The sequence below is a fragment of the Henriciella marina genome (assembly GCF_027213945.1).
GTDB lineage: Bacteria > Pseudomonadota > Alphaproteobacteria > Caulobacterales > Hyphomonadaceae > Henriciella > Henriciella marina_A.
In genome coordinates this window covers 562,046-586,524 of sequence record NZ_JAPWGW010000001.1, presented here as the reverse complement: position 1 = coordinate 586,524, position 24,479 = coordinate 562,046, and the positions used below count along the sequence as shown (strand labels likewise).

Annotated in this window: 26 protein-coding genes; 12 read left to right on the top strand and 14 right to left on the bottom strand. The window is 58.9% G+C overall.

Annotation, left to right across the window (positions count from 1 at the left end):
* The first annotated feature begins 4 nt into the window (after positions 1-4).
* From leuS to holA, 3 genes are read left to right on the top strand one after another with little or no spacing between them, the layout of a single operon-like run.
* Complete coding sequence (gene leuS / locus O4G74_RS02960) at positions 5-2,566, top strand: leucine--tRNA ligase (protein ID WP_269401174.1); 2,562 nt, start codon at positions 5-7, stop codon at positions 2,564-2,566.
* Positions 2,563-3,045: an LPS assembly lipoprotein LptE gene (gene lptE, locus O4G74_RS02955; RefSeq protein WP_269401173.1), complete on the top strand. Its 483-nt coding sequence runs from the start codon at positions 2,563-2,565 to the stop codon at positions 3,043-3,045. Before leuS ends, lptE begins: the two co-directional genes overlap by 4 nt.
* A complete protein-coding gene (gene holA / locus O4G74_RS02950; protein ID WP_269401172.1) occupies positions 3,042-4,079 on the top strand; it encodes a DNA polymerase III subunit delta in 1,038 nt (345 codons plus the stop codon). The genes lptE and holA overlap by 4 nt, the downstream gene beginning before the upstream one ends.
* On the opposite strand, the gene O4G74_RS02945 is transcribed toward holA, so the two are convergent.
* The 8 genes from O4G74_RS02945 to hemE form a co-directional block, all read right to left on the bottom strand.
* Complete coding sequence (locus tag O4G74_RS02945) at positions 4,068-4,988, bottom strand: ParB/RepB/Spo0J family partition protein (RefSeq protein ID WP_269401171.1); 921 nt, start codon at positions 4,986-4,988, stop codon at positions 4,068-4,070. The genes holA and O4G74_RS02945 overlap by 12 nt on opposite strands.
* Positions 4,988-5,809 carry a ParA family protein gene (locus O4G74_RS02940; protein WP_269401170.1) on the bottom strand — a complete coding sequence of 274 codons (822 nt, stop codon included), beginning with the start codon at positions 5,807-5,809 and terminating at the stop codon, positions 4,988-4,990. Before O4G74_RS02940 ends, O4G74_RS02945 begins: the two co-directional genes overlap by 1 nt.
* Positions 5,802-6,419, bottom strand: coding sequence for a 16S rRNA (guanine(527)-N(7))-methyltransferase RsmG (rsmG, locus tag O4G74_RS02935; RefSeq protein WP_269401169.1), 618 nt, complete (start codon positions 6,417-6,419; stop codon positions 5,802-5,804). The genes O4G74_RS02940 and rsmG overlap by 8 nt, the downstream gene beginning before the upstream one ends.
* Positions 6,419-8,293, bottom strand: coding sequence for a tRNA uridine-5-carboxymethylaminomethyl(34) synthesis enzyme MnmG (gene mnmG / locus O4G74_RS02930; protein WP_269401168.1), 1,875 nt, complete (start codon positions 8,291-8,293; stop codon positions 6,419-6,421). Before mnmG ends, rsmG begins: the two co-directional genes overlap by 1 nt.
* Before the next feature lie 83 nt (positions 8,294-8,376).
* On the bottom strand, positions 8,377-9,699 hold the full coding sequence (gene mnmE / locus O4G74_RS02925) for a tRNA uridine-5-carboxymethylaminomethyl(34) synthesis GTPase MnmE (protein WP_269401167.1): 1,323 nt from the start codon (positions 9,697-9,699) through the stop codon (positions 8,377-8,379).
* 2 nt (positions 9,700-9,701) lie between these two features.
* The gene (gene rho, locus O4G74_RS02920; RefSeq protein WP_269401166.1) at positions 9,702-11,021 is read right to left on the bottom strand and encodes a transcription termination factor Rho; all 1,320 of its coding nucleotides are present in this window, start codon (positions 11,019-11,021) and stop codon (positions 9,702-9,704) included.
* Positions 11,022-11,167: 146 nt separating this feature from the next.
* Positions 11,168-11,593: a CopD family protein gene (locus O4G74_RS02915; RefSeq protein ID WP_269401165.1), complete on the bottom strand. Its 426-nt coding sequence runs from the start codon at positions 11,591-11,593 to the stop codon at positions 11,168-11,170.
* Positions 11,594-11,611: 18 nt separating this feature from the next.
* A complete protein-coding gene (gene hemE, locus O4G74_RS02910; protein WP_269401164.1) occupies positions 11,612-12,682 on the bottom strand; it encodes a uroporphyrinogen decarboxylase in 1,071 nt (356 codons plus the stop codon).
* 331 nt (positions 12,683-13,013) lie between these two features.
* Between hemE and O4G74_RS02905 the strand changes: the two genes are divergently transcribed.
* The 5 genes from O4G74_RS02905 to dnaQ are packed head-to-tail and all read left to right on the top strand — an operon-like array spanning position 13,014 to position 16,564.
* A complete protein-coding gene (locus tag O4G74_RS02905) occupies positions 13,014-13,847 on the top strand; it encodes a pyruvate, water dikinase regulatory protein (RefSeq protein WP_269401163.1) in 834 nt (277 codons plus the stop codon).
* Entirely contained in the window at positions 13,844-14,443 is a 600-nt protein-coding gene (locus O4G74_RS02900; RefSeq protein ID WP_269401162.1) for a Maf family protein, read from the top strand. The genes O4G74_RS02905 and O4G74_RS02900 overlap by 4 nt, the downstream gene beginning before the upstream one ends.
* Positions 14,440-15,261, top strand: a complete 822-nt coding sequence (aroE, locus tag O4G74_RS02895; RefSeq protein ID WP_269401161.1) for a shikimate dehydrogenase — start codon at positions 14,440-14,442, stop codon at positions 15,259-15,261. Before O4G74_RS02900 ends, aroE begins: the two co-directional genes overlap by 4 nt.
* On the top strand, positions 15,258-15,863 hold the full coding sequence (gene coaE, locus O4G74_RS02890) for a dephospho-CoA kinase (protein WP_269401160.1): 606 nt from the start codon (positions 15,258-15,260) through the stop codon (positions 15,861-15,863). The genes aroE and coaE overlap by 4 nt, the downstream gene beginning before the upstream one ends.
* A complete protein-coding gene (dnaQ, locus tag O4G74_RS02885; RefSeq protein WP_269401159.1) occupies positions 15,860-16,564 on the top strand; it encodes a DNA polymerase III subunit epsilon in 705 nt (234 codons plus the stop codon). Before coaE ends, dnaQ begins: the two co-directional genes overlap by 4 nt.
* Positions 16,565-16,597: 33 nt before the next feature.
* On the opposite strand, the gene secB is transcribed toward dnaQ, so the two are convergent.
* Positions 16,598-17,146 carry a protein-export chaperone SecB gene (gene secB, locus O4G74_RS02880; RefSeq protein ID WP_269401158.1) on the bottom strand — a complete coding sequence of 183 codons (549 nt, stop codon included), beginning with the start codon at positions 17,144-17,146 and terminating at the stop codon, positions 16,598-16,600.
* A 126-nt stretch (positions 17,147-17,272) separates the two neighbouring features.
* Here secB and O4G74_RS02875 point away from each other — a divergent pair, with 126 nt between their 5' ends.
* The 3 genes from O4G74_RS02875 (at position 17,273) to O4G74_RS02865 (ending at position 19,774) form a co-directional block, all read left to right on the top strand.
* Positions 17,273-17,878 (top strand): Tim44/TimA family putative adaptor protein, encoded by a 606-nt coding sequence (locus O4G74_RS02875; RefSeq protein ID WP_269401157.1) that lies wholly within the window; start codon positions 17,273-17,275, stop codon positions 17,876-17,878.
* 75 nt (positions 17,879-17,953) lie between these two features.
* Positions 17,954-19,255 (top strand): murein transglycosylase A, encoded by a 1,302-nt coding sequence (locus O4G74_RS02870; protein WP_269401156.1) that lies wholly within the window; start codon positions 17,954-17,956, stop codon positions 19,253-19,255.
* Positions 19,256-19,264: 9 nt separating this feature from the next.
* Positions 19,265-19,774, top strand: coding sequence for a Smr/MutS family protein (locus tag O4G74_RS02865; protein ID WP_269401155.1), 510 nt, complete (start codon positions 19,265-19,267; stop codon positions 19,772-19,774).
* Here O4G74_RS02865 and hisE read toward each other — a convergent pair.
* The 4 genes from hisE to hisH are packed head-to-tail and all read right to left on the bottom strand — an operon-like array spanning position 19,771 to position 22,291.
* Entirely contained in the window at positions 19,771-20,127 is a 357-nt protein-coding gene (gene hisE / locus O4G74_RS02860) for a phosphoribosyl-ATP diphosphatase (RefSeq protein WP_269401154.1), read from the bottom strand. The two genes, O4G74_RS02865 and hisE, sit on opposite strands and share 4 nt — an antisense overlap.
* Before the next feature lie 20 nt (positions 20,128-20,147).
* Positions 20,148-20,906 carry an imidazole glycerol phosphate synthase subunit HisF gene (hisF, locus tag O4G74_RS02855; RefSeq protein ID WP_269401153.1) on the bottom strand — a complete coding sequence of 253 codons (759 nt, stop codon included), beginning with the start codon at positions 20,904-20,906 and terminating at the stop codon, positions 20,148-20,150.
* A complete protein-coding gene (hisA, locus tag O4G74_RS02850; protein WP_269401152.1) occupies positions 20,907-21,650 on the bottom strand; it encodes a 1-(5-phosphoribosyl)-5-[(5-phosphoribosylamino)methylideneamino]imidazole-4-carboxamide isomerase in 744 nt (247 codons plus the stop codon).
* The gene (hisH, locus tag O4G74_RS02845; RefSeq protein ID WP_269401151.1) at positions 21,647-22,291 is read right to left on the bottom strand and encodes an imidazole glycerol phosphate synthase subunit HisH; all 645 of its coding nucleotides are present in this window, start codon (positions 22,289-22,291) and stop codon (positions 21,647-21,649) included. Before hisH ends, hisA begins: the two co-directional genes overlap by 4 nt.
* A 107-nt stretch (positions 22,292-22,398) precedes the next feature.
* On the opposite strand from hisH, the gene O4G74_RS02840 reads away from it, so the two are divergent.
* Positions 22,399-23,835 carry an amidohydrolase gene (locus tag O4G74_RS02840; RefSeq protein WP_269401150.1) on the top strand — a complete coding sequence of 479 codons (1,437 nt, stop codon included), beginning with the start codon at positions 22,399-22,401 and terminating at the stop codon, positions 23,833-23,835.
* Positions 23,836-23,858: 23 nt separating this feature from the next.
* On the opposite strand, the gene hisB is transcribed toward O4G74_RS02840, so the two are convergent.
* The gene (gene hisB, locus O4G74_RS02835) at positions 23,859-24,455 is read right to left on the bottom strand and encodes an imidazoleglycerol-phosphate dehydratase HisB (protein ID WP_269401149.1); all 597 of its coding nucleotides are present in this window, start codon (positions 24,453-24,455) and stop codon (positions 23,859-23,861) included.
* Positions 24,456-24,479 lie beyond the last annotated feature (24 nt).

Genomic DNA, 24,479 nt, shown 5'->3' with positions numbered 1-24,479 from the left:
CGCCGTGACGTCTCGCTATGATCCGCAAGCTGCGGAAGCCAAGTGGCGTAAGGCCTGGGCAGACGCCGGTATTTTCAAGACAAAAACGCCGGATGAGGCGAAAGGACAGGACAAGTCCTACGTCCTTGAGATGTTTCCCTATCCTTCTGGCAAGCTGCATATGGGCCATGTCCGCAACTATGCCATGGGCGACGTCGTTGCGCGCCATCGCCGTGCGCTTGGGCACAATGTGCTCCATCCGATGGGCTGGGACGCGTTCGGCCTGCCGGCAGAGAACGCCGCCATTGAGCGCAATGTTCATCCGGGTGAGTGGACGTATCAGAATATTGCGACCATGCGCGCGCAACTTCAGAAGCTTGGCCTGACGCTGGACTGGAGCCGCGAATTCGCAACCTGCGACACCGAATATTACGGCGAACAGCAGCGCCTGTTCCTCAAACTGCTTGAGGCCGGCCTGGCCTATCGCAAAGCCAGCAAGGTCAACTGGGACCCTGTCGACAATACAGTCCTCGCGAATGAACAGGTCATCGACGGCAAGGGCTGGCGCACCGGCGCACCGGTTGAACAACGCGAACTGACGCAGTGGTTCTTCCGCATTACCGCCTATGCCGACGAACTTCTCGAAGGCCTCGATGGCCTGGGGAATTGGCCCGACAAGGTTCGCCTGATGCAGGCCAACTGGATCGGCAAATCCCAGGGCGCCACTGTCCGCTGGGTAATCGATGGTGATCAACCGCCAGAGTTCGGAAAGCATATCGAGGTCTACACGACCCGTCCGGACACGCTGTACGGCGCAAGCTTCATTGCGCTGGCACCTGACCATCCGATTACACGCGCACTTGCAGAAGACCGCCCTGAAATCCGCGACTTTATTGCAGAAGCTGCGAAAATCGGTACGTCAGAAGAAGCCATCGAGAAAGCACCCAAGCTGGGTGTTGATCTTGGACTGCGCGTCCAGCACCCGTTTGATCCGAGTTGGACGATACCTGTCTGGACGGCGAACTTCGTGCTGTCTGGCTACGGCACCGGCGCCATATTTGGCTCTCCGGCCGGTGACCAGCGCGACCTTGATTTCGCACGCAAATACGACCTGCCAGTTCAGCCAGTTGTCCTGCCGCCAGACACAAGTGCCGACGATCATGAGATCACCGACACGGCCTATACCGGCCCAGGTACGATCTACAATTCCGACTTCCTTAATGGCCTATCGACGGATGCCGCCATCTCAGCCGCGATCGAAAAGCTCGAATCGCTCGGGCTAGGCGAAGGCACGACGAATTACCGTCTTCGCGACTGGGGCGTGTCACGCCAACGCTATTGGGGCTGTCCGATCCCGATCATTCACTGCCAAAGCTGCGGCGCCGTTCCAGTGCCTGATGCACATCTTCCAGTCACGCTTCCTGAGGATGTGAGCTTCGACAAGCCGGGCAACCCGCTCGCGCACCATCCAACCTGGAAGAAGACAAGCTGTCCGAAATGCGGCGGGGAGGGCACGCGGGAAACCGACACGCTTGATACCTTCGTGGATTCGTCCTGGTACTTCGCACGGTTCGCCGGGATCAAGGACAAGACCGAACGCGCCTACTGGATGCCTGTCGATCAGTATATTGGCGGTGTCGAGCACGCTGTCCTGCACCTCCTCTATGCGCGCTTCATATCCCGCGCGCTGCGTGATGTTGGCGAACTCGATCTGCCAAACGGCGAACCATTCCTTGGGCTATTCACGCAGGGCATGGTCACGCACGAGACCTACAAGAATAGCGAAGGCAAATGGGTTGAACCCGCCGATATCGAACGGCGCGATGGCAGCCTTTTCGTACGCGATAGCGGCCTTCCAGTTACGGCTGGCCCCGTCGAGAAGATGTCGAAGTCGCGCAAGAATGTCGTCGATCCGGATCAGATTATCGTGTCCTTCGGCGCAGACGTTGCCCGCTGGTTCGTACTGTCTGACAGCCCGCCTGAGCGGGATGTTGAATGGTCTCAGGCTGGTGCAGAAGGCGCGGCCCGCTTCGTTCAGCGCGTCTGGTCAATCTTTGATGGCCTCGACGGCCCGGAAGAGCCGTCGGGTAAAGCCGAACCAACGCCGCTCCTGCGCTTCTCTCACCGCGCAGCCGCCGAGATCAACAAGGCGATTACCGAATTCAGACTGAACGCGGCCATTGCGCTCTGCCATGACTGGGTCAACACGCTCAAGAAAGCTGAAGGCGCCGGTGAGGAAACGTCGGCATCGCGCCATGAAAGTGCGCGCATGCTGGCGATATGCCTGACGCCGTTCATGCCTCACCTGGCTGAGGAATGTTGGCACGCCCTCGGGGAAGAGGGCTTCATTTCCGACGCTGCCTGGCCAGTGTCTGATCCAGAGCTCATGGTCGAAAACACCATAACGCTGCCGATCCAGGTCAACGGCAAACGCCGGGCCGAAATTCAAGTCGCGCGTGATGCGAGCAAGGAAGACATTGAGAAGCAGGCACTACAGCTGCCAGCGCTTGCGAGCTTTCTTGAAGGCGTCGAGGTAAAGAAAATCATTGTGGTTCCCGGCCGTATCGTGAATATCGTAGCGTCATGAAGAATTTGATCCTCGCTTCCGTTGCCGCGCTCATGCTCGCTGGCTGTGGTTTTCGCCCGCTCTACGCGGACGCATCATTCGATCAGGTCGGCGAAGGCCTGATCCGGGTCGACGAAATCAATGGTCGGTCTGGTTATCTTCTTCGCCGCGAACTCCTGAAAGAGCTGGCCATCGGGCTTCCTGGCCTGAATGAACGCGCCGAATTGCGCGTCGGTCTCGAGGAAGAGCTTGAACGCATCACGCTTCTGAATGATGGCAGCGTGTCGCGGTCTTTCCTGCGAGGCGGCGCAGAATTCACGCTGACCACGCAGAGCGGCGAGGCTTATAGCGGCGATGCTCAGGTACAGATTCCGATTGCGGCAACGCAGTCTCCTTTCGGCGACGTTGCAGCTCAGACCGAGTCTTCGGAGCGCGGTATGAGCGAACTGGCCCGCAAGATTGTGGACGACCTTCGTCTACAGCTTGAAGCGGCGCGATGATCCTGAAAAGCGGTCAGGTTTCCAGCCGGTTCAAAAGTTCAGACAACAGCCCCTGGTGTGCCCTCATTTACGGCGATGATGACGGCGTGGTAAATGATCTGGCCGATCAGATTGCTGCAGGGTGGAGTAAGGCTGCCGGTAATGCCCGACAGGTTGTACTCGACGATGACGAAATCAGGCGTGAGCCACACCTTCTTTCTGACAAGGTAGAAACCGGCTCCCTGTTGGGAGACATAGAGATTGTGCGTGTCCGCACCTCCGGGGAAAAGATCTCCAAACCCATCCTGGACCTTATCGAAAGGGCCGATCAGATGGGAAGCGGCTTTGCCAACCGTCTTCTCGTGCTCAATGGAAGCCTCAACAAGCGCTCCAAGCTCCGCGCCACGATCGAGCAATCGAGCACTGCGGCGGCGGTTCAGGTCTATGCTGACACTGCCGATTCACTGAAATCGCTCGTCGAAGATAAACTCGCAGCGCTCAATGTGCAGATTGAGCCTGACGCGCTCGAAGATTTCGTCAGCCTGCTTCCGGGCCATAGAGGTCTCGCCAATCAGGAAAGCGAGAAGCTCTCCCTTTACGGTCGCGATCTCGGCCGGGCGATTTCTGTGGCCGATGTCCGGGCCATCTGTCGTACGGATGCAGATGATAGCGTTCGCGACCTCGCAAACGCAGCGCTCGACGGAGATTCGGTGCGCTGCCAGGCCGAGTATGATCGAGTGATTGAAAGCGGGACCAGCACAATAAGCGTGCTTCGCATTCTTGAGATGGAGATCAGGCGCCTGATGCAGGCGAGGGGGCTTATGGGCACTGGCGGTGATATCGGCAGGCGCTTGCGTCCCCCAGTATGGGGATCGGAATGGCCGGCTTTTCGCACCCGGCTCGACCTCTGGACGTCTGCTTCCCTCACGCGTCTTCTGGCAGCTATTCATGACCTCGAGCTGCAGGCGAAAACTTCCGCTGCTGCTGCCGATCCGGCGCTCCGGCTATTGCTGCTCAATATCGTGAAGTCCGCGTCGGCGCGCTCAGGTCGCTGACCGTTTCGCAGTGAGGCGCCGGCAAAGGTCGTCCAGCTGTTCCAAGTCACTGTATTTGATACGCATTTCGCCTTTATCGCCCTTGTGGCGGATATCGACACTCAGGCCAAGCGCACGGGCGAGATCAGCTTCCAGCGCTTCGGTGTCGACATCTTTCGCAGCCTGACGGACACGGCCCGCTACCGTTTCAATGCTGCCGTTTTCCTTGGTAGAGCGTGATAGCTTCTCAACGTCGCGAACGCTGAGACCCTTGTTCACGGCCATGGCAATGACGGCATCCGGGTCAGGCGCCCCCAGAGCTGCGCGAGCGTGACCGGCAGAGATCCGACCCTCGCGCAGATGCTCTCGCGCGACATCGGATAAATTCAACAATCTCAGTGTGTTAGCGATATGCGCGCGACTCTTGCCCACGCTTTCTGCCAGGCCTTCCTGCGTGCGCCCAAAACGCTTCATCAAGGCGCCGTACGCCTCCGCCTCTTCTATCGGGTTGAGATCTGTGCGCTGCACGTTCTCAATGATACCGATCTCAAGAAGTTCGAGCTCATCCATCTGCCGGATGGTCGCTGGTATTTCGGTCAGGCCTGCCTGTTTGGCCGCCCGCCAGCGACGTTCCCCTGCAACGATCTGATATTTACCCTCGGTCTTTGGATCGGGACGAACGAGGATCGCTTGCAGTACACCCTTTGCACGGATCGATTCCGACAGCTCATTGAGATCTGCTTCTGCGAAATATCGGCGAGGCTGCTGAGGGTTCGGCCTGATATCACCGATCCGCAGCGTCGACGCGTCCGTCTTGGTCTCCACATCGCGTTCTTCACCTGAAGATGCGGCCGAGAAACCCTCCACTTCGCCAATAAGCGCGGATAATCCACGCCCCAGCCGGCTTGGTTTCTGTTTCTCGCTACTCATCAGGCTGGCTCCATAGCGCGGGCCCGCTCTCTCTGCAGAACTTCGGATGCGAGGCGGATATAAGCTTCGCTGCCAGGGCAACGATAATCATAGAGGAGGGCGGGTTTGCCGAAGCTCGGCGCTTCGGACAAACGTACGTTGCGCGGAATGACCGTCTTGTACACTTTGGAACCAAGTACTTCGCGCACCTCGTCGGCAACTTGGTCCGACAGATTGTTGCGGCGGTCATACATGGTGAGGACAATGCCCTGTATATCCAGATCCGGGTTGAGACCCGAACGAACTACTTCGACCGTCCTCAACAGCTGGCTCAGACCTTCGAGTGCCAAAAACTCGCACTGCAACGGGACCAGAAGGGCATCTGCGGCGGTCATTGCGTTGATTGTGAGCGAGGACAGGGAAGGCGGGCAGTCGATCAGAACGAAATCATAGCGCTGTTCTGCGTCGTTCTCGTACTTGTTTATATGATTTCGGATTGCATCGCGCAGTCGGTAGGAACGGCGTGCCTTGTCGGCTAGCTCCGTCTCCACGCCAGACAAGTTCTCGTCGCCCGGAACAATTTCAAGACGGGGCACCAGCGTCGGAAGAATGGCATCCTCCAGCGGGATCTCGTCAACGACCACATCATAACTGGTCAGTTTCCGGTCCGCGCGGCTGATCCCTAATCCTGTCGAGGCATTTCCCTGCGCGTCGAAATCTACGACGAGCACACGCCGACCGACAGCTGCGAGCGCGGTGCCCAGATTGATCGACGTCGTCGTCTTCCCAACCCCGCCTTTCTGGTTTGCAATTGCCAGGACCCGGGTGCCAGTCTTAGACACGATGCGCCTCCTCGATCTTGAGTATGACCCCTCGTTCGCTTGTACGACTCGGGATCGCTTCATGTCTCAACGTCCAGCAATCCGAGGCGTCCGTCAATTCTTCCTGCCAGCGTTCACCCTTGAAGAAGAGCGCTGTCGCGCCTTGCGACATCCACGGATTTGCATAACCGAGAAGCTTTGGTAACGGCGCCAAAGCTCTGGCTGTAATGAAATCAACGTGTTCTGCCTTCGCGCTTTCTATTCGCGCATGAACAACCTTCGCAGGAAGCTGAAGTTCAGAAATGACGGCCTGAAGAAATGCACACTTTTTTCCGGTCGATTCGACCATGGTCACGTCGCCGCCACGCGTTTTGGCCTCGCAAGCAAGCACAAGCCCCGGAAAACCGGCGCCAGACCCAAGATCTACGATTCGGCATTCGGCGCTTGTGAGACCCGCCATCTGCGCGCTATCCAGGACATGACGCTCCCAGATCGCGTCCATCTCACGCGGACCGATCAGATTCATACGCTGTCGCCAGTCGTCCAGAAGGCGTACATAGCCATCCAGCAGCGGCAATGTTTCACGTGAAACACCGGCGCCGATTAGTGCCGTTTCTAGTTCGCCCTGCATCAGCTTACCGCACGCAGTTTCTGGCTGCGCTTGACGGCAGCGAGCAGAGCAACCAGCGCCCCAGGGGTTACGCCTTCTATCCTCGACGCCTGGCCGATTGTAGAAGGACGAACCGTCTCCAGCTTGCCCCTAACCTCGTTTGAGAGGCCGCCAACGGTCGCATAGTCAAAACGTGCAGGTATATCCAAAGCTTCGTCCCGGCGCAGGGCCTCCACATCCGCCTGCTGGCGTTCGATATATCCGGCATACAGCGCTTCGATACTGAGCTGGGTCTTCGTGGCTGGATCCAATGCGGACACCTCGTCGAAAACGTTCTCAATATCCGCAATAGAAATATCTGGGTACGCCAGATAATCCCAGACTCGACGCTTCTGACCATCCTGATTGACCTTCCAGCCATGTTGAGCGGCCTCATTCGGCGTCAGCGTAAGTGATTTGAGCAAAGCGCGACCGGATTCCAGGGCCAGATGTTTCACGTGAAACATCTCTTTTCTAGACTCAGATACAAGTCCGATTTCGATACCCTTCTGCGTAAGGCGCTGGTCGGCATTGTCTGAGCGGAGCGCCAGGCGATATTCTGCACGGGATGTGAACATCCGATATGGCTCGGTTACACCGCGCGTTGTCAGGTCATCAACGAGAACACCAATGTACGCCTCAGCCCGGTCGAAATGCACAGCCTGTTCGCCAAAAGCATGGCGTGCGGCGTTCATGCCAGCCACAAGTCCTTGGGCACCCGCTTCTTCGTAGCCCGTTGTCCCATTGATCTGACCGGCGAGATAAAGACCGCTCAGCGCCTTTACTTCCAGACTGCGGTACAGGGCACGCGGATCAACATAATCATACTCGATGGCGTATCCGGGCTGAATAATACGGACATTCTCCAGACCCTCAATCGTCCGGATGAATTTTTCCTGCACGTCGGTCGGGAGAGAGGTCGATATCCCATTCGGATAGACGGTATCGTCGTCCAAACCTTCTGGCTCCAGGAATATCTGATGACGGTCTTTATCGGCGAAGCGGTGAACCTTGTCCTCAATTGACGGACAATATCTTGGTCCTTTGCCAGCGATCGCACCAGAATAGACGGCTGACTTATTGAGGTTCTCGGCGATAATTTCATGCGTGCGGGCACTCGTGTACGTAATACCGCAGGAGATTTGCGGTACATCGACCCGCGTATTCATAAACGAAAACGGAACTGGCTCTTCGTCGGCAGGCTGCGTCTCAAGACGGCCCCAATCGATCGTCTTTCCATCCAGCCGGGCAGGGGTGCCCGTTTTGAGCCTGCCCATTGGAAGCTCAAGCGCATAGAGCCGATCCGAAAGCCCGATCGCGGGCGCCTCACCGGCGCGGCCAGCCTGAATACGCTCTTCGCCGCGATGAATGACGCCTTTCAGGAATGTCCCGGTGGTGATGACAACGGCCGCCGCGCTCCAGCTTTTACCGGAGAGACCGACAACGCCAGTCACATGGCCGGCTTCAGTCGTCAGGTCTTCGACGCCGTCTTCAACAATCGTCAGATTTGGATAGTCAGAAAGCTCCGCCTGCATCGCTTCGCGATAGAGCTTCCGGTCCATTTGCGCCCTGGGGCCCCACACGGCTGGGCCTTTAGATCGGTTAAGCAGCCGATACTGAATGCCAGCCTTGTCAGCAATTCGCCCCATCAGTCCATCGAGGGCATCGATCTCCCGAACCAGATGGCCTTTGCCAAGGCCGCCAATCGCTGGATTGCAGGACATTTCGCCAATCGTTGCGCGCTTGTGGGTGATCAGTGCCGTGCGGGCACCTAGTCTCGCGGACGCTGCTGCGGCTTCGCAGCCGGCATGTCCGCCGCCTACGACGATAACATCGAAATCATTTGCTGAGGCCATAACTCCTCGCACCCTGGTTCTGGTAATTTCTGTGAATATGGGCGCCTATAGCGCATCTTCACCCCTGAACACAGGGGGATGAGTCATTTGCCGATACAGAAGCTGGAGAAAACTTCTCCAAGAATGTCTTCAACGTCGATGCGCCCTACCAATGCACCGAGTTTCTGCGCCGCGAGTCGCACATCCTCTGAGACGATTTCGGCGCCAAACCCGTGCTCCAGGTTAGATCTCGCCTGTTTCACGTGAAACAGCGTGTTTGAAAGCGCATCGCGGTGTCGCCGTCTCGTAATCAGCGGCGCACTCTTTGATGATGTGAGCTTGGTAATTCGTTCGCTGATTGTGTCTTCAAGCACGGAGAACCCAACACCTGTCGACGCCGACAGCACGATCGATCCAGCGCCTTGCTCGCCCCTCTCAAGATCGGCCTTGTTATAGACGCGGATGTCGTCCGCACCGGCGTTTTCAAATGAGGATGAGGTATCGGGAGAGCGGACCTGTATACGCAAATCGGCCGCCTTCGCTCGCTCTAAAGCTCGGCGAACACCTTCTGCCTCAATCGCGTCATCGGCTTCGCGGAGGCCCGCCGTATCGGCAAGCCACACGACCTGACCGGCAATCTTCAGCCGGACTTCGACTATATCACGTGTTGTGCCGGGAATATCGGAAACAATTGCAGCCTCGCGGCGGGCCAAGCGATTCAGGATGGAAGACTTGCCAGCATTTGGCGGTCCGATGATCGCGACCCGAAAACCATCGCGGATGCGCTCGCCGACCTCATCATCGTCAATGGCTGTTTCAAGTTCTTCCACGAGACGGCCCAGCAGCACCGCCACTGGCCCCGTACTTTCGTCCGGCGCGTCGTCTTCATCTGGAAAATCGATGCTTGCTTCGAGAAGGGCCATCGCTTCGAGAAGTCCCGCACGCCAGCCCTCGTAGGCCTGCGACAGGCTTCCACCGAGCTGGTTCAACGCAAGCGCTTTCTGCGCGCGAGTTTCGGCGTCAATCAAATCCGCGACGCCTTCAGCCTCCACCAGATCGAGACGTCCATTTTCGAAAGCCCGACGTGTGAACTCACCGGGTTCAGCAAGTCGGACACCTTGAAAAGCGCACAACGTATCAAGTACGTGATCAATAACGGCTGCACCACCATGCAAATAAAGCTCAGCCGTGTCTTCGCCCGTGTAGGAATGAGGCCCAGGCATGTATACGCCAAGGCCCTCATCGATTGTTTCACGTGACACATCGAGAAAACGGCCAAACACGCTCCGCCGCGGGGCAGGGAGGCCGGCTTCAAACATGCTCGCGCAGATATCCCGCACCGACGGTCCACTAATCCGCACGATGGCGATTGCCGAAGGCGGTGGACCAGAGGCAAGCGCGCAGATCGTATCGCGCTGCGCTGCCATGCCTAGTTCTTCATAGCCTCAAAGAACTCGTCGTTCGTCTTCGTCTGACGCAACTTGTCGAGCAGGAAGTCGACCGCATCGGACGTGCCCATCGGGTTGAGAATGCGGCGAAGGATGTAGATCTTCTGAAGCTGCTCTTTCGGCGTAATAAGTTCTTCCTTACGCGTACCGGACTTCATGATGTCGATGGCAGGGAAGGTCCGCTTGTCTGCGATCTTGCGATCAAGCACGACTTCTGAGTTGCCCGTGCCTTTGAACTCTTCGAAGATAACTTCGTCCATGCGCGAGCCCGTATCGATCAGCGCCGTCGCGATAATGGTCAGCGACCCGCCACCTTCGATGTTCCGCGCCGCACCGAAGAAGCGTTTCGGACGCTGAAGGGCGTTCGCATCAACACCACCGGTCAGCACCTTGCCAGAGCTTGGAACGGTTGTGTTGTAGGCCCGGCCAAGGCGCGTAATCGAATCCAGCAGGATCACGACATCGCGGCCATGTTCGGCGAGGCGTTTTGCTTTTTCGATAACCATTTCAGCAACCGCCACGTGACGTGTTGCAGGCTCATCGAAGGTCGAGGAAATAACTTCGCCCTTCACCGAGCGCTTCATATCGGTCACTTCTTCCGGACGCTCATCGATCAGAAGAACGATCAGATAGCACTCGGGATGATTTTCCTCGATCGATGCTGCGATGTTCTGCAGAAGGACCGTCTTACCAGTCCGAGGCGGCGCAACGATCAGCGCGCGCTGGCCCTTACCGATTGGTGAGACGATATCGATGACCCGGCCAGAACGGTCTTTCTTAGTCGGATCCTGGCTCTCCATGTGAAGACGTTCTTCAGGATAGAGCGGGACCAGGTTATCAAAGTGGACTTTCTGGCGCGCCTTCTCAGGCTCCTCGAAGTTGATCGAGTTAACGCTGTTGAGCGCGAAGTAACGCTCGCCTTCACCCGGTTCGGTGATCGGGCCGTCAACCGTATCACCCGTTTTCAAACCTGCCTGTTTAATAACTTTCGGGCTGACATAGATGTCGTCCGGGCCGGGCAGATAGTTCGATTCAGGTGAACGGAGGAAGCCGAAGCCATCGACCAGAACTTCCAACACACCCTGGCCGATAATGACGATGTCACGCTCAGCCAGCTCACGAAGGATTGCGAACAGCATGTCCTGTGTCCGCAGTGACGACGCGTTTTCGACTTCCAAACTTTCTGCATAGGCGAGCAGTTGGACCGGGGTCTTGGCCTTCAGGTCGCGCAGATAGACATGGCTCGGCGCTTCTGAATCGGAAACCGCTTGCGGGTCGAGGGGCGTTTCGGTGTCTGACATGAAATCTTCTGGGTATGGAAGGTGCGCAAGGGAAGGATGCGCGACCGATAGATTGACTTGGGAAAGCACGGCCTGCCAGGAAAGGCGGCCTCTTACGGCCGCTTATGTGATCAAATTTCCCCGCAGGTCAAGAGAATTCCCGCACTTCAGAACGGTTTGACGATCACCAGGATGACGATGATGATGAGAAGAATGAACGGAACCTCGTTCAGCATCTTCAACCGTTTTGCCGGCACATCCTCGCCGCGATCAATCTTCTTGCCCATCGCAACGAAATAGCCGTGCAAGCCCGATAGCAGGATGACAAGCAAGATCTTCGCATGAAGCCATCCGCCCGACATGATTGCTGGATTGATGACGATGAGGCTGAGCCCCAGCACCCAGACAAGGATGATACTAGGCGTCAGGATAATCTTGCGCAGCTTTGCCGATGCGGACTTCATGGTATCGAACAGAGGCTCACCAGGCTTCGACGTCAGCTGATGCAGCTTGTATCGTGGCAGGATTAGCAGCCCTGCCATCCAGGCGATGACGAAGATGAGGTGAAAAGCCTTGACCCAGAGATAAAGCATTTTTGATCCGTATACTGTCTAACTAGCTTTCCATTCCCGAACGGTGCGCACTGCGCGCTCAACATGCGGGATTGGTGTCTGCGGCAGCACGCCGTGCCCCAGATTGAAAATATGCGGGCGGTCCTTATACGCCTCGAGCAGTTCAATGATCCGGCGCTCCATGGCATCCCCGCCCGTCATCAGAAGAAGCGGATCGAGATGACCCTGAACCGGCATGCCGGCCGGCAGCTCGCGGTTCACAAATGAGGGCAGGGCCGCCGTATCGAGACCGACAGCACTCACACCCGTCTGCTCTGCAAATGCCGGAAGCTGGACGCCAGCCCCGCGTGGAAAGCCGATAAGCGGCACCGTCACGCCAAGCTCGCGCAGACGCTTCACCAGCTTCTGGTTCGGACGAATGATAATCTGCTCGAAAATGTCGTTCGGAAGTCCTTCAGCCCACGAGTCGAACATCATGAGGGCTTCAGCGCCAGCTTCTGCCTGCGCGGCCATATAGTGGGCTGTCGCTTCAACCAGATCATCCAGCAGGAGATCCAGCTCAGCCGGATACTGATGCGCCCAGAGGCGCGCAGTGGACTTGTCCGTCCCGCCACGTCCTTCAATCGCATAGAGCGCCACCGTCCAGGGTGCGCCTGCGAAGCCGATGAGCGTCGTTTCAGCCGGAAGTCGAGACTTCACGCGAGAGACGGTCTCATAGACAGGAGACAGCCGCTCAACGACCGTCTGAACCGGGACTTCATTCAGCCTGCCGCCGGTTTCCACCGCTTCCACGATCGGGCCGACACCTTTCTCGAACCGTACACCTCTACCGAGAGCATCGAGGATCAGCAGGATGTCTGCGAACAGGATCGCGCCGTCCATGCCATAGCGCTCAATCGGCTGAAGGGTCGCTTCCACAGCCAGCGAAGGCGTGTAGCAGAAATCCAGGAAGTTCTTCGCCCGTCCTCGCAGCTCCATATATTCAGGCAGGTGCCTGCCAGCCTGTCTCATCATCCAGAGGGGGACAGGGTCGCAGCGCTTGCCATTCAGTACGCTCAGTAGCGGTTTTTCCGGGACGGGGGCCATCTGGTCCTCTTCTTCCTTCAGCATGAAAATGCGCTCTTATCATTACTAAGCGCTGGATAAGGTGGACAATCAGTCCCAGGCGGCTTTGTCACCAGTAATTCCACAGCCTGTCCATAGGAGGGGTTCGCGTTAACCATTCGTCAACCTTTTGGAATCGCCGTTAATTTACTGTTAACCATTTGGTTCATTCACGCCGAAAGAACAGCCCGTGAATCCACCCTGTGGGCGTTTGCAGAATGTGGAATTGTGGTGAAAGCCCGAGGGCTGGAATCTCTATCCACAGCCACTCCACAGGGGTTGTCGATTCCTTCAAGACGCGGCAGGGTCCGGCCGTCCACCAACCAGCGGAGCCGCAATGCGCCCGAGTATATTCTTCAATGTCCATCTCGTATCGGATTCGACGGGTGAGACATTGAACGCAGTCATGCGCGCAGCGGCCGCGCAGTTCGAAAACGTCACTCCGCTTGAGCACAATTATTACTTGGTGCGCTCGGAGCGCCAGCTTGAACGCGTGATGCGGGAGATCGAGTCTGCCCCCGGTGTGGTCTGGTTTACCATTTCCGATGAGGATTTGCGCCTCAAGCTCGAACAATTCTGCCGCGCACGTCATATCCCGACGCTCGCCGTGCTCGACCCGTCCATCCACATGCTGAGCCGCCACCTTGGCGTGACCGCCAGTGATCGCGTGGCCGGCCAGCACGCGCTAAACGCCGAGTATTTCGAGCGGATCGAAGCGATCAACTTTGCGCTGGCCCATGATGATGGCCAGAACCTGCAGGGGCTTCTTGCCGCTGATGTGATCCTGCTGGGTGTCAGCCGCACATCAAAGACGCCAACCTGCGTGTATCTTGCAAACCGCGGCGTGAAGGCAGGTAACATTCCGCTTGTGCCAGGTATGCCGATGCCGCCAGTTCTCGACGAGATTGACCCCGTAAATGGCCCGATGGTCATTGGCCTCAAGATCGGTGTCGAACGCCTTGTCCAGATCCGTAGCCAGCGTCTTATGGCGCTCAATGAAAACTCGATCACCGACTATACCGACGAGGAAGCCGTACGCGCTGAGGTGACTGAGGCAAGCCGCCTCTTCCAGCGCCGCAAATGGGCCGTTATTGATGTGTCCCGCCGCAGTGTTGAAGAAACCGCTGCCGCCATCCTCAACAAGCTCAATCAGAGGCACCAGCAGGAATGAGCGCGCAATCCGTTATCCTCGCATCCGGTAGCGAAAGCCGCCGGCGTTTGCTGGCCAATGCCGGCGTGGCAGCCGAAGCTGTGCGTCCCAACGTCGATGAGGACGCGGCGAAGGCCGCCTTCCGCGTTAAAGGCATGCGCGTTGCCGACCAGGCGATGCAACTTGCTGAGCTGAAAGCGATCAAGGTCTCCCAGCGCATGCCAGGCCTCGTCATTGGCGGAGATCAGATGCTGAACCTCGACGGGGAGCCGATCGACAAGCCGAAGGATATGGCGGATGCCGGCAATCATCTCCGCAAATTTTCTGGCAAGACGCATCGACTGGAAACGGCGATTGTCATTGCCGAGAATGGCGAGCCTGTCTGGCGACATCTTTCAGCGCCAAAGCTGACAGTCCGTCCGCTGAGCGAAGACTTTATCGCTGCCTATCTGGAGGCGAGCGGTGAGGGCCTTCTGAAAACCGTTGGCGCTTACATGCTGGAAGACCTAGGCGCGCAGCTCTTCACGCGGATCGAGGGCGACTATTTTACCATCCTCGGCCTGCCGCTTCTGCCGCTCCTCGATTACCTTCGTACCCGCGGTGTGCTGCAGTCATGAAACGCCTCGCCGTTATTGGGGACCCGGTCGGTCACTCCCTATCACCGCTTATCCACATGACGTGGATCGACGCGCTGCGGCTGGAAGCTTCCTATGAATCAATCCGCGTTCCCGCGGGTGAAACCGCTGCCGCGCTCGATGACTTTGAACAGCAGGAATTTCAGGGCCTCAACGTCACCCTGCCGCACAAGCAGGCCGTTCTTGCCAAAGTCACTGAAACCTCCGACGCAGTAGAAGCTATCGGAGCGGCGAACACACTTTCCAGACTGCCTCGCGGCGGGTGGCGCGCCGATAATACAGACGCACCGGGTCTTCTCACGGCACTTGCCCGGATCGGCCTCTCTGATTTTTCAGACAAGACGGTGCTCATGCTGGGTGCAGGCGGCGCCGCCCGCGCCGGTCTCTTTGCGCTGGACAGGGCCGGGGCCAAGATAATCTTGCTCAATCGCACAGTTGAAAAAGCCGAACAGATCATCACCGAATGCTGTTCGCGCGCCCATGTTTCCGGGCCTTTGGGCACTTTGCAAGAGCATGCTGACCACGCCGATCTTATTATCAACACGACCAGCGCCGGACATGGCGGCGCCCATATTCCACTCCCGGATGGCGAGGGCCGGCTATTTTACGATATGAGCTATGGCACCCCGGCAGAGGCGCAGCTTGCCCACGCCAAGGCGCAAGGCTGGCAAACTGAAGACGGCCTCGGCATGCTGGTCGGCCAGGCGGCTGAAAGTTTCTCGATCTGGTTCGACGGCGTACGCCCGGACATCGAAATCGCTCTGACGGCCTGCCGAACATCGCTGGAGCAGAATGTATGATCATCCTCGGACTTACTGGATCCATCGGAATGGGGAAAAGCGCCACCGCAGCGATGTTCGCCGATGGCGGCGTCCCGGTCTATGATGCGGACGCGGCTGTTCACTCCATTTACGAACAGGGTGGCCTTGCAGTGGAACCGCTCGGTGAGCGTTTTCCGGGCGTGATTGTCGATGGCGCAGTCAGCCGCCAGCGCCTTCGTGACATCGTGATGGAAGACCCCGATGCGATGAAGGACCTGGAGGCCATCGTCCATCCACTGGTTGGCCAGACCCAGATTGAGTTTCGCACATCGGCGCTGAAATCAGGGGCAGGGCTCGCAGTCCTCGATATTCCGCTCCTCTATGAAACGGGCGGCGACAAACGTTGTGACTATATCGCTGTGGTCTCTGCACCGCCAGAGGTGCAGCGCGAACGGGTGATGGCGCGAAATGAAATGTCTGAATCAGACTTCGAAAAGATTGTCGCCAAACAAGTCCCGGATGCGGAAAAACGCGCCCGGGCGGACTTCATCATTTCTACAGCGTTCGGTTTCGATTTTGCCCGAACCCATGTAAACGCGATCATCCACTTGCTGACCAAAATGGACAGGGAAGAGAGATGAGCCAGCCGCTTCGAGAGATTGCGTTCGATACTGAAACCACCGGTCTCGACTGGTCAGGTGAAGACCGGATCATTGAGCTTGGCGCCGTCGAACTCATCAATCATGTCGCCACGGGCCGCATCTTTCACGAGCGTATCAATCCGCGTCGGTCCGTGTCGGCAAAGACCGTGGAAATCACTGGCATCACGGATGAGATGCTGGTCGACAAACCTTTCTTCGAAGACCCGCGTATTGTTGATGCATTCCTGGAATTTGTCGGCGACTCGACGCTGGTCGCACACAATGCTGCGTTTGACCGGGGCTTCCTGAATGCAGAACTCCAGCGCTGTGGCCGCGCAGAAGTCCCGCTAGAGCGCTGGGTCGACACGCTGGATATAGCGAAGAAGCGGCACCCTGGTGCGCCAGCTTCTCTGGATGCGCTCTGCAAGCGTTACAGCATTGGCCTTGAGGCACGGACGCTCCACGGCGCTCTCCTGGACAGCCAGCTCCTCGCCGAAGTCTATCTGGAGCTACGCGGGGGACGCGCCCGTGCGTTTGACTTCTCGAACCGGGATGAAAGTGACGGCGAAGCGAACTTCCGCCGCGCGCTGGTTCGCCCAGAGCCGCTTGCTTCACCTATCACGGGCGCAGAGCAGGAAGCCCACGCCGCCTTTGTGGCGACGCTGGGCGATAATCCTATCTGGGCGCGTTACCTGAACTAGGCGGCGCAGCCCAGAAATCCGGATCTTACAAGATCAGTTTTCGGTTTCTTTGTTTTCTGGCTCACCGGCCGGGGCAGCAATACCATTGTCAACAGGTGCGGCCTGCGCAGGAGCGCCATTCGCGCCTTGTTGCATGCGGGCACGCTGCTGACGGTAAAGTGCGGTGAAGTCGACTGGGTCAATCCGCAGCGGCGGGAAGCCACCTTCCTGGGTCAGGTCGGCAACCAGGCGACGCGCAAACGGGAAGAGAAGACGCGGGCACTCGATGAGCAGCATGGCTTCTGCATCGGCCTGCGACGCGCCTTGCAGCTGGAACAGGCCAGCATATTCAAGCTCGACGAGGAAAAGCGCTGTTTCCTTGGTGCCAGCGCGCGCGTTCAGCTTGAGGACAACTTCGAAGATACCTTCTTCGCGGTTCTGCGTGTTCGCCTGCACATCGATACCGAGATCGACATTTGGCTGCTCATTCAGACGCGCGCCCGGATTTTCGAACGACAGGTCCTTGATGTACTGGTTCAGGACGCGAAGGCTCGGGCCAGTCGGTTGTTGTGGCTGTGCAGCGGTGTCTGTCGTATCTGACATTACGGCGAAATCCTCTCGAAAACTGGGTTTTGCGCCTATCATGCGACCCCTGCTTGAGCAACAACGGGTGGCATAGGTCAAAACGTGACTATATGAGTCCGTACAGACCCCCTCCACGGAGACGAGATGTCCTCTTCGATGATCGAATTACTGCTCCTCACCGCAATCGCTGTCTTTGTTGGCTGGCGGCTTTACACGACGCTTGGCAGCGACGCTGGTCCACCCGAAGGGCGTGCGCGTGACCAGAAACCAGCCGTGGGAAACAAGCCTGCCACCCCGGCGCGTGAGAACCCGGCAGGGCTTCGCCCGGCCTTTACCGGCCCGGCGGCAAGCGGTCTCGAAGCCATTCATTCCGCCGATTCAAGCTTCAATCCGAAGGAATTCCTTTCCGGCGCCCGCTCTGCGTATGAAATGCTCGTGAAGGCATTTGCAGAAGGTGACCGAGAAACGCTCGGCCAGTGGCTCGATACCGACGTCTACGAAGCCTGGGATGCAGCCATCGCAGAGCGAGAGAAAACCGGCGCCGAAGCGCCTCAACTGCTTCGCCTCAAGCGGAGTGAAATCGATGCAGCCGATCTTGATGCTGGCGGCACGGCGAGGGTCACGGTCCGCTTCCAGTCCGAACTTGGTATCGGTGACATGACGCGTACGTCTGAGGAATTATGGACATTCATGCGCGACACATCGTCCGATGATCCGAACTGGCTGCTGGATGACGTCGATACGCCGTAGGACGCCCGCGGCGCTTCAGTCGCGCTGAGACTTTCAGGTTGTCGATTTCGTCGAAACCCGGCAACTCTTTGCGCCATGATGAGACTTATCGGCCTTATTCTGGCAGCCTGCCTGATCGCATCCTGTGCGAGCTCTCCAAACTCTGAAGACGGCAAACGCCGGTCCTACGGGACCGCGCATCGCGATGTCTCCATGGGACACCCCGCGCCGACACCGCGTTCGCGCCAGCCGGATGAACGACCGCCTGAAAAGGAAATCAGTCCGAATGCCGTGCGCAAGGCACCGCCCGCACCAGCAGCATTCGCCAGCCTTCCGGGCTGGGAAGAAGCGACGCTCTATCCGGGCGTAATGGCGCTTCGCAAAAGCTGCAGGGTGTTCCGCGAAGGGGCAGCCGATGCACCCATTTCCTCTGTCGCCCCTTGGGCAGGCAGCACGATGGACTGGCTGCCAGCCTGCGCCGCCCTCGAAGTGGTTGAGGATGAAGTTTCCGCTCGCACAGTCATGCAGACGCTTTTCCGGCCGGTAGAGATCAACGCCCCCGATGGCAAATCCCGCTTCACCGGTTATTTCGAACCGGTCTACGAAGCGCGCACCACGCCAGAGCCGCCTTTCACCGAACCCGTCCCCGCCTATCCGCAGGACCTTGAGCGCGAAAGCGGCGTCGGCATTTTCCAGCGCCTGCCAGATGGGTCGCGCCGGCCATACCCCGACCGCAAGGCAATTACCGAAGCAGGCGTCGAAGCACTGGCCTATGCCCACCCGGCAGATGTCTTCTTCCTCCAGATTCAGGGTTCGGGAAAGCTTGTCTTTCCGGACGGCACGACGATGAAGGCGGTTTACGCCGCGCATAACGGCCAAAGATTCGGGTCGACTGCCAACTGGCTGCTCAATCGCGGCTGGATTTCGCGCGGCGAAGCCTCGATGCAGGGCATCCGCGCCTGGATGGACCGAGCAACGCCCGAACAGGTGCGCCAGGCAATGAACGCTAATCCGCGCTACATCTTCTTCACGCTGGAAGAACCCGAAGAGGGTGAGACAGGGCCCAAGGGCGCGATGGGCGTGCCGCTGACCCCGCTCGGCTCTGTCGCGATCGACCGGGAGCATAACCCGATGGGCGTACCAATGTTCATCCAGACCACCGCGCCGGGGCTTGGCGGCGACTGGTCCGGCATGCTCGTTGCGCAGGATACTGGCGGCGCCGTGAACGGCCCGGTTCGCGGTGACATCTATTTCGGCACCGGCAAGGAAGCTGGTGAGCGGGCAGGCACGATGAATGCGCCGGGACGTCTCTGGGTACTCCTGCCACGCGCGGTCGCCGACCGTATTCCGGGCGTCGATGCCTATGCTGACCTTGGCCGGAACCCTCCGGCCCCCTAAATCGGGCCAATGAGCGACCGGCCCCTCCGACCTGATGAAAAGAAAGCCTGGGGACAGGTCCGCCGGTCTGTGCGCCCGCTGGGTGGCAGCAAAGCCGTCCCCCGACCGCGCGCCCCGGCGATCACAAGGCCGGTCCTCGACAAAACACCCTCTGAAAACACCGCCAGTACACCGTCACTGCACCGTCCAGCCACCCCGGCTGCACCTCGCGACCGGAGCACCGACAAACAGGTCCGCCGCGGCAAGATTTCCATCTCTGCCCGTTTCGACCTCCACGGTCACACACAGGCTTCGGCCTGGAGCGCCCTCCCGGCCTTCCTCGCCCGCGAACAGGCACGCGGCAGCCGCGCTGTCATTGTAATTACAGGCAAGGGCAAGGCAGGCGGCGGCGTTCTTCGCCACAACTTCCTGCGCTGGGTCGAAATGCCAGAAGCGCGCGCACTCATCACCGGATATGCTGGAGCACATCCGCGCCACGGCGGAGAGGGCGCGTTCTACGTATTCCTCAGAAAACGCTAGTCTTTTCTGGTTCGTGCGGCTTTTTCGGCAAGGCCGGAAACGCCTCTGCGCTCTGCCAGCGCGTCGGCGACCATGTCGAGTGACACGCCTTTCGCCCGCAAGCCTACCAGCAGGTGGAATAGCAGGTCAGCAGTCTCCGCAGCGACTTCCTTGCGGCCCTGCGCGGCGATAGCCAGTGCCACTTCTGCGCCCTCCTCGGCAATCTTTTTGCCGCAGCGGATAGGGCCCGACTTGATGAGCCGCGCCGTGTAGCTCTTCTCGATATCGCCCCCGACCCGGCTATCCACCGTCTTGGAAAGCAGGGCGACGAGCTCGTTCAGGCGTTTGGCAGAGCCGAGTTCGGTCTTCGACATGTTGTTTTGTCCAGTCGTCATTAGAGGGGACGCACCGGCGCACCGGCGTCTGATAGGGCTTTGCGCGCCTCATCGAGGCTGACTTCGCCAAAGTGGAAGATCGAGGCGGCGAGCACGGCAGTTGCCCCGCCTTCGAGTATTGCAGGGGGCAGGTCAGCTGCAGACCCGGCGCCGCCCGAAGCAATCACCGGAAGATTTACCGCTGAGGTGACCGCTTTCAACAGCGCAATATCATAGCCGGACTTGGTCCCGTCGCGGTCCATGGAGGTGAGCAGGATTTCGCCCGCGCCGCGCTTTTCGGCCTCGCGCGCAAACGCGACCGCGTCGATCCCCGTCGGTTTGCGCCCGCCATGAGTGAAGATCTCCCAGTGATCGCCGGTCTGTCGGGCATCAATTGCGACCACAACGGCCTGGCTGCCTGCCCGTGCGGCACATTCTGAAATCACTGCCGGGTTGGCTACAGCGGCCGAATTGATCGCGACCTTGTCAGCGCCCGACCGTAGCAGCTGAACAAGATCGTCGCCGCTGCGCACGCCGCCGCCCACGGTCAACGGCATAAAGCATTGTTCTGCCGTGCGCCGGACAACATCCAGCGTTGTGCCGCGCCCTTCATGGCTCGCGGAGATATCAAGGAAGCAAAGCTCATCTGCACCCGCCTCATCATAGGCCTTGGCCAGCGCGACAGGGTCACCCGCATCGCGCAGATCGACAAAATTGACGCCCTTTACAGTGCGCCCGTCCTTCACATCTAGGCAGGGGATGATGCGGGACTTCAACATCTAGTTCTTACCCGCGGCCTGAATAGCTTCAGCCGGATCGATGTCGCCATCATAGAGCGCGCGGCCAAGGATGGTGCCTGCGACAGCACGTTCGCCTTCAGCCGATTTGAGGTCAGTAATGTCCTTCACGCTGGCAAGACCGCCAGACGCGATGACCGGGATGGACACCGCATTCGCCATCTTCGCGGTGAAATCGACATTGATGCCGCTCTTCATGCCGTCGCGCGAAATATCCGTCACCACCAGCGCGGCCACGCCGCAGCCTTCAAACTGCTGAGCCAGCTCAACCGCTTCCATGTCGGAAGTTTCGGCCCAGCCTTCGACAGCGACACGGCCATCGCGCGCATCAATGCCGACGACGATCTGGTTCTCGAAAGTTATCGCTGCCTTCTTGACCAGTTCCGGATCCCGCAGCGCTGCCGTGCCGAGGATCACGCGGCTGAGGCCCGCATCGAGCCAGGCTTCGATCTGCGCAAGTGTGCGAATACCGCCGCCAAGCTGGACCGGCACATCCACAGCCGACAGAATCGCGCGAACCGCGTCGCCATTGGCGCTATCGCCCGCAAATGCGCCGTTGAGGTCAACGACATGCAGCCGGTCAAAGCCCATCGCCTTGAACCGTGCGGCCTGATCAGCCGGGTCAGGATTAAACGTCGTCGCCTGATCCATCTCACCGCGCAGAAGGCGCACGCAATTACCATCTTTGAGGTCGATGGCAGGCCAGAGCTCGAAAGTCTTTGTCATTGCGGGCTCCATTGCAGGAAATTTGCGAGAAGTTTCAGGCCGACACGCTGGCTTTTTTCCGGGTGAAACTGGGTAGCGACCATATTGGCGCGGCCGATCACGGCCGTCAGCGGGGTGCCATAATCCGTCTGCGCCAGCACATCCGCCGCATCCTTTGCCCGGAAGCTGTAGGAGTGGGTGAAATAGACATGCGGATCGTCGCCAAGGTCACTCAGGATCGGGTGAGGGCGCAGTATCTCCAGACCATTCCAGCCCATATGCGGGATCTTGAGGCCAGGCCCTGGCTCAATCCGGTCTACATCGCCAGCAATCCAGTCCAAACCCGCAGTGACGCCGTCTTCCAGCCCGCGCGTCGCCAATAATTGGAGGCCGACACATATGCCCAGGAAAGGGACGCCGCGCTGCATGACAGCTTCGTTCAGGGCCTCAACCAGACCCTCGCGGGCAAACAGCCCCCGTGCGCAATCTGCGAAATGGCCAACCCCGGGCAACACGATCCGGTCCGCCTTGCGCACAGCGTCCGGGTCATCGGTCACGCGCACAGATGCGCTGCCCGGGCAGGCCTTTCCGGCTTCATTCAGGGCGCGTTCGGCCGAATGAAGATTGCCGGAGCCATAATCTATGAGAACGAGTTCGGTCATCGCCTGCGCTCATAGCGATGCGAGCGCCGAAGTAAAAGTGGCCTTGGCTTGATTGATGTGAATGGGTGAAGCAAGGTCGCGCATCAAATCACATTGGAGACCATTTCATGCGCCTGATCTCTTCCCTTCTGGCCGCTGGTATTGCATCGACCGCGCTGGCCCTGCCTGCCGCTGCCGACCCATCGACCGACACTGCTAGCTCGCTCGTTGAGCAGCGTTCGGAGATGATCTCGGACATCGCGATGAGCCTCTGGGACTGGGCCGAGGTTGGCTATCAGGAAAACCGCTCTTCGCAGCTCCTCCAGGATCAGCTTGCGGCCGAAGGCTTCACGATCGAGGCAGGCGTCGCGGACATTCCGACGGCTTTCATCGCTGAATACGGCTCCGGTGAGCCGGTGATCGCAATCCTTGCTGAAATGGACGCGCTACCGGGCATCAATCAAAGCGCCAGCGCTGTGCGTGAGCCCGTGGAGAACAAGCATGCAGGCCAGGCCTGCGGCCATAATCTCTTTGGCGCAGGGTCCGTCTCAGCCGCGGTCGCCATTCGTCACTGGCTGGAAGACAAAGATGTGACCGGGACGATCCGTCTTTATGGTACGCCAGCAGAAGAGGGCGGCAGCGGCAAGGTCTACATGGTCCGCGCCGGTCTCTTCGATGATGTTGACATCGCGCTTCACTGGCATCCGTCAGATCGCAACTCTGCCGCTGCATCCACTTCGCTCGCCAATCGCTCTGCCAAGTTCCGTTTTTCCGGACAATCCGCCCACGCTGCGGGCGCCCCTGAACGGGGCCGCTCGGCGCTCGACGGCGTGGAGGCGATGAACATGATGGCGAATATGATGCATGAGCACCTCCCGCAGGATGCGCGCATGCATTACGTCATTACTTCCGGCGGCGAAGCGCCGAACGTGGTGCCCGACTTCGCTGAGGTCTTCTATTATGTCCGCCATCCAGACCCTTCAGGCGTTGAGCAGATCTGGGCGCGCCTCGAAAACGCAGCGCGCGGCGCTGCCATGGGCACTGGCACGGAAGTCGACTGGGAAGTCATCCACGGCAACAACCCGCTCCTCGTCAATGAGACGCTCGCCAAGATGATGGACGGCAAGCTGCGCGAGTTTGGCGGCATCACCTACACCGCTGAAGAACAGCAGTTTGCCGAAAATATCGTCTCCACTTTTGACGATCCTCGCAATGAGCTTGGCTCTCAGGAAGAGGTGCAGCCCTACGACGTTTCGCTCGGCTATGGTTCAACAGACGTAGGCGATGTCTCTTTCGCAGCGCCAACGGTCGGCCTTCGCACGGCAACCTGGGTGCCCGGTACGTCCGCACACAGCTGGCAGGCGGTCGCTGCGAGCGGCATGTCCATCGGCGAAAAAGGCACAGAGCTTGCGGCGAAGACGCTGACAGCGGCGGCTATCGAGCTCTATCAGAACCCGGACCTCGTCGAAGCGGCCTGGGAAGAGTTCGAAGAGAAGCGCGGCGAGGATTACGAGTACAAGTCACTGCTCGGCGACCGCGAACCGCCGCTCGACTACCGCAAATAGATGAAATACCGCAAAGGGCAGTCCTAGAGGCTGCCCTTTGTCGATGCGGGTTTGCCGCCGAGGCGCTCGTCAGGCGTCACCGCCATGCGCAGCGCACGGGCCGCCGCCTTGAAGCAGCTCTCGGCGATGTGGTGATTGTTCTCACCATAGAGGTTTTCGATGTGCAGGCACATGCCGCCATTGCCAGCGAGGGCGTGGAAAAACTCCTTGAAGAGTTCGGTATCCATGTCGCCGATCTTGTCGCGCCGGAAATCGACTTTCCAGACAAGGTAAGGCCGCTTGCAAAGGTCCACCGAAGCGCGGCTCAGCGTCTCGTCCATCGGAATATAGGCGTGGCCAAAACGGTTGATGCCCGCAAAATCGCCCAGCGCATCCTTGATGGCCTGACCGATCACAATGCCCGTATCCTCGACCGTGTGGTGCGCATCGATATGCAGGTCGCCTTCGGCTTTCACTTCAAGGTCAATGAAGCTGTGCCGGGCGAATGAATCGAGCATGTGGTCAAAAAAGCCGACGCCGGTCTCGACCTTGGCCTTGCCCGTCCCGTCAAGATTCACCGTGACCGTAATGTCGGTCTCGCGTGTTGTGCGGATAATCGTGGATTTACGCGTCTTTGTCATCGCTGCCTGAGATAGTTCGTGTTC

What these genes read in the sequence shown, in the direction of transcription:
- dnaQ (WP_269401159.1), top strand. Translation starts at nt 15,860, where the DNA reads ATGAGCCAGCCGCTTCGAGAGATTGCGTTCGATACTGAAACCACCGGT.
- O4G74_RS02840 (WP_269401150.1), top strand. Translation starts at nt 22,399, where the DNA reads ATGCGCCTGATCTCTTCCCTTCTGGCCGCTGGTATTGCATCGACCGCG.
- rho (WP_269401166.1), bottom strand. Translation starts at nt 11,021, where the DNA reads ATGTCAGACACCGAAACGCCCCTCGACCCGCAAGCGGTTTCCGATTCA.
- O4G74_RS02875 (WP_269401157.1), top strand. Translation starts at nt 17,273, where the DNA reads ATGTCCTCTTCGATGATCGAATTACTGCTCCTCACCGCAATCGCTGTC.
- hemE (WP_269401164.1), bottom strand. Translation starts at nt 12,682, where the DNA reads ATGCTGAAGGAAGAAGAGGACCAGATGGCCCCCGTCCCGGAAAAACCG.
- coaE (WP_269401160.1), top strand. Translation starts at nt 15,258, where the DNA reads ATGATCATCCTCGGACTTACTGGATCCATCGGAATGGGGAAAAGCGCC.
- O4G74_RS02945 (WP_269401171.1), bottom strand. Translation starts at nt 4,988, where the DNA reads ATGAGTAGCGAGAAACAGAAACCAAGCCGGCTGGGGCGTGGATTATCC.
- hisA (WP_269401152.1), bottom strand. Translation starts at nt 21,650, where the DNA reads ATGACAAAGACTTTCGAGCTCTGGCCTGCCATCGACCTCAAAGATGGT.
- hisH (WP_269401151.1), bottom strand. Translation starts at nt 22,291, where the DNA reads ATGACCGAACTCGTTCTCATAGATTATGGCTCCGGCAATCTTCATTCG.
- hisF (WP_269401153.1), bottom strand. Translation starts at nt 20,906, where the DNA reads ATGTTGAAGTCCCGCATCATCCCCTGCCTAGATGTGAAGGACGGGCGC.
- lptE (WP_269401173.1), top strand. Translation starts at nt 2,563, where the DNA reads ATGAAGAATTTGATCCTCGCTTCCGTTGCCGCGCTCATGCTCGCTGGC.
- O4G74_RS02915 (WP_269401165.1), bottom strand. Translation starts at nt 11,593, where the DNA reads ATGCTTTATCTCTGGGTCAAGGCTTTTCACCTCATCTTCGTCATCGCC.
- O4G74_RS02865 (WP_269401155.1), top strand. Translation starts at nt 19,265, where the DNA reads ATGAGCGACCGGCCCCTCCGACCTGATGAAAAGAAAGCCTGGGGACAG.
- rsmG (WP_269401169.1), bottom strand. Translation starts at nt 6,419, where the DNA reads ATGCAGGGCGAACTAGAAACGGCACTAATCGGCGCCGGTGTTTCACGT.
- mnmG (WP_269401168.1), bottom strand. Translation starts at nt 8,293, where the DNA reads ATGGCCTCAGCAAATGATTTCGATGTTATCGTCGTAGGCGGCGGACAT.
- hisB (WP_269401149.1), bottom strand. Translation starts at nt 24,455, where the DNA reads ATGACAAAGACGCGTAAATCCACGATTATCCGCACAACACGCGAGACC.
- O4G74_RS02905 (WP_269401163.1), top strand. Translation starts at nt 13,014, where the DNA reads ATGCGCCCGAGTATATTCTTCAATGTCCATCTCGTATCGGATTCGACG.
- mnmE (WP_269401167.1), bottom strand. Translation starts at nt 9,699, where the DNA reads ATGGCAGCGCAGCGCGATACGATCTGCGCGCTTGCCTCTGGTCCACCG.
- O4G74_RS02870 (WP_269401156.1), top strand. Translation starts at nt 17,954, where the DNA reads ATGATGAGACTTATCGGCCTTATTCTGGCAGCCTGCCTGATCGCATCC.
- holA (WP_269401172.1), top strand. Translation starts at nt 3,042, where the DNA reads ATGATCCTGAAAAGCGGTCAGGTTTCCAGCCGGTTCAAAAGTTCAGAC.
- hisE (WP_269401154.1), bottom strand. Translation starts at nt 20,127, where the DNA reads ATGTCGAAGACCGAACTCGGCTCTGCCAAACGCCTGAACGAGCTCGTC.
- secB (WP_269401158.1), bottom strand. Translation starts at nt 17,146, where the DNA reads ATGTCAGATACGACAGACACCGCTGCACAGCCACAACAACCGACTGGC.
- aroE (WP_269401161.1), top strand. Translation starts at nt 14,440, where the DNA reads ATGAAACGCCTCGCCGTTATTGGGGACCCGGTCGGTCACTCCCTATCA.
- O4G74_RS02900 (WP_269401162.1), top strand. Translation starts at nt 13,844, where the DNA reads ATGAGCGCGCAATCCGTTATCCTCGCATCCGGTAGCGAAAGCCGCCGG.